Source organism: Streptomyces sp., from assembly GCF_031181705.1.
In the GTDB taxonomy this organism is placed as follows: Bacteria; Actinomycetota; Actinomycetes; order Streptomycetales; family Streptomycetaceae; genus Streptomyces.
In genome coordinates, this window is record NZ_JAPSKN010000107.1 from 1 (window position 1) to 8,545 (window position 8,545).

Consider the following 8,545-nt stretch of genomic DNA (forward strand, 5'->3'; position numbering starts at 1 on the left):
GACGTGCTCGGGGACGTGCTCGGGGACGGCGAGGCGCCGGGCTGGTTCTCCTCGGGGAGGTGGCGGCTGACCTCGGCCGTCGTGAGGCCCAGGCCGCCCAGCTCGATCTCGTCCCAGGCCTGGAGATGGCGGGTGTCCCGGTCGAAGTAGAGGATCGACGCCTCGATGGGATCGGGGTGCCGGCCCTCGATGGCGCGCAGGCCGCTGCCGCCCGTGGAGCCCTCGATGCGCAGCCGTGTGCCGTACTTCAGGACCTCCATCTCGTCGTGGTGGAGGTGGCCCGCCAGGACCAGGGGGACCTCGCCGTCGACTCCGCGGGCCGCGGAGGGCTCGTGGGCGACGGCCACGTCCACCGGGGTGCCGGCGGCCCGCTGGTCGCGCAGGGCCGTGGCCAGGCGGGCCCCCGCGAGCTGCTGGGACTGCTCGGCGCCGACGCTCTTGGAGCGGTCGGGGGTGAACTGGGGATCGCCGATGCCCGCGAAACGCAGGCCCCTGATCGTCTCGGCCCGGCCGTCGTCCAGGACGTGGACGTTCTTCAGGCCCTCCAGGTACCGCTGGGTGATCATCGAGTCGTGGTTGCCGCGGACCCAGACGTAGGGGGCGCCGAGGTCCTCGACGGGGTCGAGGAAGCCGTTCTCGGCGGCCGTGCCGTGGTCCATCGTGTCGCCCGAGTCGACGATCACGTCGACCTTGTACTGCTCCACGAGCGAGGCGATGATCTTCCAGCTCGCCGGGTTGAGGTGGATGTCGGAGACGTGCAGGACCCGGATGGTGGAGGGGTCGGGCGCGTACGCGGGGAGCGTCGAGGTGGCGTCGTAGAGCTTGGTCACGTTGGTGACCAGGCGGGCCAACTCCTTCTGGTAGACGTCGAACTCCGTGACGATGCTGCGCGCGTTGCCGACCAGGGAGGGGGCGGAGGTCAGCAGGCCGGAGAACTTGGGCTCCAGGACCGAGTCGGGGCGCCAGGTGGCGTACGCCGTGCCGCCGGAGGCGGCGAGCAGGGCGAGGGCCAGGCCGCCGGCGGCCATCGCGCGGCGGGGGCGGCGGTAGACCGCCAGGCCCAGGGCGGTGGCGCCCACGACGACCGCGACGCCGGAGCGAGCGGCGAGGTCGAGGGTGCCGCGGCCGACGTCCTCGGCGACCTCGTCCTGGAGGCCCGAGAGCCGTTCGGGGTGGTCGACCAGGGCCTGGGAGCGGTCGGGGTCGAGCTGGTCGACGTTGACGTCCAGGCGGACGGGGGCGATGTGGCTGTTCAGCTCCAGGGCGCCCAGCGGCGAGATGTTGATCTTCGTCCCGCCGGTGAGGGACGGGCGCAGGGTCATCGTCGTGTTCATGGGACCGACCGGGACCCGGACGTTGCCCACGACCAGCAGGCCGAGCCAGGCGCCGACGAGGACGACGGTCACGAGTCCCACCGCACGGGTCCACGGGTGCGGCTGCGGTACGAGCGCGATCGTGGCGGGCGCCTGGCGGGAGCGGTAGTGGCGGGCCAGGGCGCGCGGGGCCCTGCGGATCGGGTTCAGGACACTCAGGACTGCGGCGGGGACGCGGGCCATTGGTCCCGTATGCCCAAGTCCGGGGCCGGATATGCGGCGCCGGGAGGCTCTCGTCCGGAGGTGTCGTGGCCGACAATGGGCCTGTGCTGGAGATGACGCGCGAGGAGTTCGAGGAACTGGTCGCCGAGGCGCTCGACCGGATCCCGCCGGAGCTGACGCGACTGATGGACAACGTCGCGGTGTTCGTCGAGGACGAACCGCCGGCGGACGATCCCGAGCTGCTCGGGCTGTACGAGGGGACTCCGCTGACCGACCGGGGTGAGTGGTACGCCGGTGTGCTGCCGGACCGGATCACCATCTACCGCAACCCGACCCTGCGGATGTGCGAGTCGCGGGAGGACGTCGTCGCCGAGACGGAGATCACGGTGGTGCACGAGATCGCCCACCACTTCGGCATCGACGACGAGCGCCTTCACGCCCTGGGCTACGGCTGAGCGGGTTGTGAATACGGGGCGCGTGTCCTCTTGTGGGCGGCGGGAGTTGGAGGTGTTGACTCCATCAGCCCTTCCGGAGGTGGCCCCGTGCGCCCCTTGTACGTACCCGTCCGCCTGGCCGCCACCGTCGTGGCCGTCGCCGCTGCCGCCGGCTGTATGAGCGTGGGCGACGACGACGCGGGCGGGCGTGCCAAGCCGTCGCACTCGGCGGGGCAGCGAGGTGGCGAGGCGTCCGGCGGCGGCTCGACGGTGTCGGGCGGCGCCGGCGGGTTCGGGGCCGCGGCGGCCGACGGGGAGCGCGGACGCGGCAAGGGCAAGAAGGGGAAGAAGGGCGAGCGCGGGCGGCCCGGGGAGTCGGCGCCGCCGCAGGTGTCGCCGACGCCGGACGCGAGCGCGTCCGCGCCCGGGGGCGGCAAGCCGGGGAAGACGTCCAAGCCGACGGCGAGGCCGCCGGCCCAGCCGACGCCCACCCGGACGACCGAGCCGGAGCCGACCCCGACGACCCAGGAGCCGACGACGTCCCCGGAGCCCACACCGGAACCGTCGTCCTCGGCCCACGAGCCGCCCGCCCCCCAGCTGGCCCAACGGGAACCGGCCCCGGAGGCGGGGGCGCCGGCGTAGTGACCGGCTTCAGCGGGGCGAGGCCGCCGGGCCGGATGGGTCGGGCGGGTGCTGTGAGGTGGCCGGTGCCGCTGGGCGACGGTGCCGGAGTGGGGTCCGGGTCGGGGGAACATTTCCGGGGGGTGGGTGGTTGACGGGTGCGGGAAGCGCTCCGCGTCGTCTGCGGCCGGGCGGTTTCCCGCTGTCTCCGCTCGGTCCGGTTTGCGCAACGCGGCCCGGACTGCGTATGGTGGCAGATCGTTTGATCCCATCTTGCCCGGCGCCACCGCAGAGCGCGCCGTGTGGCGCGTACTCTCCCTTGCCGTGGTGGACCGCATTGAGGCGGTCGTATTGCGAATCGCGAATCACGGAGTTGACGGGCGCGTGCCGACGAGACTCCGGAAGGTTTCGCATTCGCATGTCCATCACCAGTACTGATCACGTCGTCGTGCCCGAGAACGAGGCAGTCGACGCCACCCCCGAGGCCGGCCCCGACACCACCCCCGAGGCCACCTTCGCGGACCTCGGCCTGCCCGAGGGCGTCGTGCGCAAGCTCGCGCAGAACGGCGTGACCACCCCCTTCCCGATCCAGGCCGCGACCATCCCGGACGCCCTGGCCGGCAAGGACATCCTCGGCCGCGGCCGCACGGGCTCCGGCAAGACCCTCTCGTTCGGTCTGCCGACCCTGGCGCAGCTCGCCGGCGGCCGCACCGAGAAGCACAAGCCGCGTGCCGTCATCCTGACCCCCACGCGTGAGCTCGCCATGCAGGTCGCCGACGCGCTCCAGCCCTACGGCGACGTCCTCGGCCTGAAGATGAAGGTCGTCTGCGGCGGTACGTCCATGGGCAACCAGATCTACGCCCTGGAGAAGGGCGTCGACGTCCTGGTGGCCACCCCGGGCCGGCTGCGCGACATCATCAACCGCGGCGCCTGCTCCCTGGAGAACGTGGAGATCGCCGTTCTCGACGAGGCCGACCAGATGTCGGACCTGGGCTTCCTGCCCGAGGTCACCGAACTGCTCGACCAGGTCCCGGCCGGCGGCCAGCGCATGCTGTTCTCGGCCACGATGGAGAACGAGATCTCCACGCTGGTCAAGCGCTACCTGACCGACCCGGTCACGCACGAGGTCGACAGCGCCCAGGGCAACGTCACGACCATGTCCCACCACATCCTCATCGTGAAGCCCAAGGACAAGGCGCCGGTCACGGCCGCGATCGCCTCCCGCAAGGGCCGCACGATCATCTTCGTCCGCACCCAGCTGGGCGCCGACCGCATCGCCGAGCAGCTGTGCGACTCCGGTGTGAAGGCCGACGCGCTGCACGGCGGTATGACGCAGGGCGCGCGTACCCGCGTGCTGGAGGACTTCAAGAAGGGCTACGTCAACGCCCTCGTCGCCACCGACGTCGCCGCCCGCGGCATCCACGTCGACGGCATCGACCTGGTGCTGAACGTCGACCCGGCCGGCGACCACAAGGACTACCTGCACCGCGCGGGCCGCACCGCGCGGGCCGGCCGGACCGGTACGGTCGTCTCCCTCTCCCTGCCGCACCAGCGGCGCCAGATCTTCCGGCTGATGGAGGACGCGGGCGTCGACGCCACGCGCCACATCATCCAGAGCGCCGGCGCCTTCGACCCGGAGGTCGCCGAGATCACCGGTGCCCGGTCCATGACCGAGGTCCAGGCCGAGTCCGTGGGCAACGCCGCGCAGCAGGCCGAGCGCGAGGTCGCCCAGCTCACCAAGGAGCTGGAGCGGGCGCAGCGCCGTGCGAACGAGTTGCGCGAGGAGGCCGACCGGCTGCTCGCGCGGGTCGCGCGGGAGCGGGGCGAGGAGCCCGTGGCCGCGGACGCCGAGGCCGGGGACGCCCCCGTCGCCGTCGAGGTGTCGGTGCCCGAGCAGCCGACCGCCAAGGACGTCGAGCGTCCCGACCGCGCCGAGACCTCCGCGCCCTACGAGCGCCGGGAGCGGCGTGACGAGCGCGGCGGGGCCGGGCGCGACCGGTACGCCGACCGGGACCGGTCCTTCGACCGTGACCGTTCCTTCGAGCGCCGTGACGACCGGGGCGACCGTGGTGGCCGTTCGTTCGAGCGCCGTGACGACCGGGGTGACCGCGGCGGGCGTTCCTTCGAGCGCCGTGACGACCGCGGTGGCTTCAACCGCGACCGTCGTGACGACCGTGGCGGCCGTTCCTTCGAGCGCCGTGACGACCGTGGCGGCTTCCGCCGGGACGACCGGGCGGACCGGGGCGACCGCGGTGAGCGCGGCGGCTTCCGGCGCGACGACCGGGGCGACCGCGGTGGCCGTACGTTCGAGCGCCGTGACGACCGGGGTGACCGCGGCGGGCGTTCCTTCGAGCGCCGTGACGACCGCGGTGGCTTCAACCGCGACCGTGACCGCGGCGGCTTCCGCCGGGACGAGCGCGGTGGGCACCGGGGCAGCGACCGTCCCTTCAACCGCGACCGCCGGGACGACCGTCCGGGCTTCCGCTCCGGCGGCCACGACCGTCCGGGCCACGACCGTCCGGGCCACGACCGCCCCTACGGCCGTCGTGACGAGCACCGCGGCGGCGGGTCCTTCGGCCGCCGCGAGGACAAGCCGCGCTGGAAGCGCAACGGCTGATCCAGACGCGTGACGAGCGCCGTGGCCCCCCAGCGGGCCACGGCGCTCGGCCGTTCCGGCCCCGTTTCGCCCCCCGGCGCGGCCGGGACGCCGATACCCGATCGGAGACCCGGCGTCCTCCGGCTATGCTCGTGGGGGCAACATCGCCCGGGCCCTTAGCTCAATTGGCAGAGCAGTGGACTTTTAATCCATTGGTTGTGGGTTCGAGTCCCACAGGGCCTACCGTTCGGCCCCGGATCGGAGTGCTTCCGACCCGGGGCCGTGTGCGTGGTGCGGCGTTCCGTCCGAAGCACGAAGGGGGCACGTGCGCAGCGGCCAGTGCGCCCGGAGCCTCCCCGCGGGGACCCGCCGCCGACTGTGCCGGGCGGCCGGGGTTCGGTCGTCCCGGCCCACAGCTCGGAGCGTTTCTGCGCAGTCGTGGGCGAGCGCGGTCCCGGGTCGGGCGACTTCCGTCCGCAGGGCGGGAGTTGTCGGCTTTGGCCGTACTTTGCATATCATCCGACGGTCTCTCACGGTCTTGTCCTGAGCGCCGGTTGTGCAGATAGCTGGGTGCTGCGCCCGCGTAAGCGGTCGTGCAAGCGCCAGTGCAACCGCAACCGAGGAGAGACCATGAAGAAGGCATACGAAGCGCCGACCCTGATCCGGCTCGGGACCTTCCGCAAGAAGACGGGCCTCCTGCAGCGCTCCGGCAACGACCGTCTGATCCTCAGCAAGAACTGACGAGCCACGGTCACTGACCCGACGTCATGACGGAACTGCACTCACGTGCGGGGACGGGCCCCGGCGACGCGCACTTCACGGTCTTCACCGACCGGGAGGACGCGGCCGCCGTGGCCCGCTCCTTCGCCCGCCCCGGCACCCGCACCCTCCCGCACCCCTCGGGCCGGCCCTGGCTGGTCGGCCGGTGGGCCGACGAGGAGATCGTCACCGCGCAGGCCGGCCGCGTCGCCCTGGCCGTCATCGGCTGCTGTCCGCTCGACGCCGCCCGACTGCGCCGGCACGCCGAGCGGTTGCGTGACCTCGCCGACGCCGGCGCCCTGGCCCGCTCCCTGCCCGGCAGCTTCCACCTCGTCGCCGCCCTCGACGGCCGTGTCCGGGTGCAGGGCACCGCGTCCGGACTCCGGCTCGTCTTCCACGCCACCGTGGACGGCGTACGGGTGGCCGCCGACCGGGCCGACGTGCTCGCCCGCGCCCTCGGCGCCGAACCGGACCCGGAACGGATCGCGGTACGGCTGCTGTGGCCCGCTCCCTACCCGCTGTCCGAGACCTCGCTGTGGCGGAACGTCACCGCCGTACCGCCGCAGGAGGCGCTGTACGTCGGGGCGGACGGGCGCGGTGCCCGGCACGTGCGCTGGTGGACGCCGCCGGAGCCGGTCCGGCCGCTCGCCGACGGCGCCCCGTCGGTGCGGGAGGCCCTCACCGCGGCCGTCGACGCCCGGACCCGCGGCGGCGGGGTGGTCAGCTGCGACCTGTCCGGCGGCCTGGACTCGACCTCCCTGTGCTTCCTGGCCGACCGTTCCGCCGCCCGCGTGGTGGCCAGCACCTGGCCGGGGCGGGATCCGGCCGACACCGACCTGTACTGGGCCGAGCAGGCGGCCAAGCACCTGCCGGACGTGGAGCACGTGGTGTGGGACGCCGACGCCTCGCCGCTGGTGTACGAGGACCTGCTGGGCATCGACGACCTGCTGGACGAACCCACCATCGGCGTCATGGACCGCTCCCGGGTCCTGCGCCACCTGCCCGGCATGGCCGAGCGGGGCAGCAGGCTCCATCTCACCGGCATCGGCGGCGACCACGTGGCCTGGTGCTCCGAGGCCTATTACCACCGGCTGGCCCGCACCCGGCCGCTGTTCGCCCGGCGGCAGCTGCGCGGCTTCCGGGCCCTGTGGCAGTGGCCCCTCGGCGGCACGGTCAGGGCGCTGGCCGATTCCCGTCCGTACGGCAGGTGGCTCGCCGACGCGGCCGGGCAGCTGCGCGCCCCGATGCCGGCCAGTGTCACCACCAGCCTCGGCTGGGGCATGCCCCCACGCCTCTTCGACTGGATCACCCCCGACGCCGAACAGGCGGTGCGCCGGGCGCTGCGCGAGGCGGCCGCGACGGCCACGCCGCTCCACCCCGACCGCGGCCTGCACGCCGACCTGGAGCAGATCCGCTCCTGCACCCGCATCGTCCGCCAGTGGGACCGCATGGCCGCCCGGGCCGGGGTGCCGATGGCCTCGCCGTTCCTCGACGACCGCGTCATCGAGGCCTGCCTCGCCGTCCGGCCGAGTGAACGCGTCTCGCCCTGGCAGTACAAGCCCCTGCTCACCACCGCCCTGCGCGGCATCGTGCCCGAGACGTGTCTGCGGCGCACCAACAAGGCCGCCGCCTCGATGGACGCCGCCGAGGGGCTGCGCAGGCACCGGGGCGACCTGCTGGCGCTGTGGGAGGACTCCCGGCTCGAGGCGCTCGGCCTGGTCGACGGGGACGCGCTGCGCCGCCTCGCCCGGCGCCCCGCCACCCCCGGGCTGCGCGACGCCATCCTCTACTCGACCATCGCCGCCGAGGTCTGGCTGCGCGGACTGTCCCGCACGCCCACTTCCTGAGAACGCCACGCCGGAGAAAGGCAGTTCGCACCATGGCATTGCGGTTCGGCCCCGACGTCTCCACCGCTCAGACCGCGTACGGCACCGTCCTGCTGGACGAGCGCAGCGGCGACTACTGGGAGCTCAATCCCACCGCCACCCTGGTGGTCACCACCCTCCTGGAGGGCGGCGACGAGGCCGCGGCGGCGGACGCGCTCGTCGCGCGGTTCGACATCGACCGGGCCGGCGCGGAGCGCGATGTGGCCGCTCTGGTACGGGAGTTGCGGGAATCGGGGCTGGCCCGATGACCACCCCCAGCGCCCTGGAGCGCCCCACCGGTGTGCCGTTCACCCGGCGCGTGGCCGCGCGTCTGGTGCTCCTGCCCGCCCTCGCGCTGTCGCTGCTTCCCCCGCGCCGGATCCGCGCCGTCCTCGCGCTGCTGCGCCGCGGGGCCGCACCCGCCACCGCCGCGCAGGCCCGGGGCGCGCGGGACGCCCTGTGCGCGGTCAGCCTGCGCTGCGCCGGGCCGAAGGGCTGTCTGCCCCGGTCCCTGGGCGCCGTCCTGCTGTGCCGGCTCGGCGGCACCTGGCCCACCTGGTGCACCGGCGTGCGCGTCGTGCCTCCCTTCACGGCCCACGCCTGGATCGAGGCGGAGGGCCGTCCCGTGGGCGAGGGCGTGCCGGACGACTACTTCGCCCGGCTCATCACCGTCCCCGCCGCGAGCCGCACCGCCCGATGAGCGACTCAGCAACGGCGCGCGCGGACGAACGCGAG

The 8,545-nt window shown here is 73.8% G+C and carries 8 protein-coding genes and 1 tRNA gene; 8 read left to right on the forward strand and 1 reads right to left on the reverse strand.

Annotation, left to right across the window (positions count from 1 at the left end; translation table 11 throughout):
* On the reverse strand, positions 1-1,556 hold a 1,556-nt coding region (locus RIN80_RS19690; RefSeq protein WP_309096933.1), incomplete at its 3' end, for a metallophosphoesterase.
* Between the two features lie 83 nt (positions 1,557-1,639).
* Here RIN80_RS19690 and RIN80_RS19695 point away from each other — a divergent pair.
* The 8 genes from RIN80_RS19695 to RIN80_RS19730 all read left to right on the forward strand — a co-directional run bounded on the left by RIN80_RS19695 (position 1,640) and on the right by RIN80_RS19730 (position 8,510).
* Positions 1,640-1,990 (forward strand): metallopeptidase family protein, encoded by a 351-nt coding sequence (locus tag RIN80_RS19695; RefSeq protein ID WP_190199398.1) that lies wholly within the window; start codon positions 1,640-1,642, stop codon positions 1,988-1,990.
* 87 nt (positions 1,991-2,077) lie between these two features.
* Positions 2,078-2,611 carry a hypothetical protein gene (locus RIN80_RS19700; protein ID WP_309096934.1) on the forward strand — a complete coding sequence of 178 codons (534 nt, stop codon included), beginning with the start codon at positions 2,078-2,080 and terminating at the stop codon, positions 2,609-2,611.
* A gap of 397 nt (positions 2,612-3,008) precedes the next feature.
* Positions 3,009-5,207: a DEAD/DEAH box helicase gene (locus RIN80_RS19705; RefSeq protein ID WP_309096935.1), complete on the forward strand. Its 2,199-nt coding sequence runs from the start codon at positions 3,009-3,011 to the stop codon at positions 5,205-5,207.
* A gap of 149 nt (positions 5,208-5,356) precedes the next feature.
* A tRNA-Lys gene (locus tag RIN80_RS19710) sits at positions 5,357-5,429 on the forward strand.
* 387 nt (positions 5,430-5,816) lie between these two features.
* Entirely contained in the window at positions 5,817-5,927 is a 111-nt protein-coding gene (locus RIN80_RS19715) for a keywimysin-related RiPP (RefSeq protein WP_309096936.1), read from the forward strand.
* Between the two features lie 26 nt (positions 5,928-5,953).
* Complete coding sequence (locus RIN80_RS19720) at positions 5,954-7,792, forward strand: lasso peptide isopeptide bond-forming cyclase (RefSeq protein ID WP_309096937.1); 1,839 nt, start codon at positions 5,954-5,956, stop codon at positions 7,790-7,792.
* A gap of 32 nt (positions 7,793-7,824) precedes the next feature.
* Positions 7,825-8,079, forward strand: coding sequence for a lasso peptide biosynthesis PqqD family chaperone (locus RIN80_RS19725; RefSeq protein WP_309096938.1), 255 nt, complete (start codon positions 7,825-7,827; stop codon positions 8,077-8,079).
* Positions 8,076-8,510, forward strand: a complete 435-nt coding sequence (locus tag RIN80_RS19730; RefSeq protein ID WP_309096939.1) for a lasso peptide biosynthesis B2 protein — start codon at positions 8,076-8,078, stop codon at positions 8,508-8,510. The genes RIN80_RS19725 and RIN80_RS19730 overlap by 4 nt, the downstream gene beginning before the upstream one ends.
* Positions 8,511-8,545: the final 35 nt, after the last annotated feature.

Bases quoted from the DNA above. Each gene is read 5' to 3' on its own strand.
- RIN80_RS19715 (WP_309096936.1), top strand. From the start codon at position 5,817: ATGAAGAAGGCATACGAAGCGCCGACCCTGATCCGGCTCGGGACCTTC.
- RIN80_RS19705 (WP_309096935.1), top strand. From the start codon at position 3,009: ATGTCCATCACCAGTACTGATCACGTCGTCGTGCCCGAGAACGAGGCA.
- RIN80_RS19720 (WP_309096937.1), top strand. From the start codon at position 5,954: ATGACGGAACTGCACTCACGTGCGGGGACGGGCCCCGGCGACGCGCAC.
- RIN80_RS19730 (WP_309096939.1), top strand. From the start codon at position 8,076: ATGACCACCCCCAGCGCCCTGGAGCGCCCCACCGGTGTGCCGTTCACC.
- RIN80_RS19725 (WP_309096938.1), top strand. From the start codon at position 7,825: ATGGCATTGCGGTTCGGCCCCGACGTCTCCACCGCTCAGACCGCGTAC.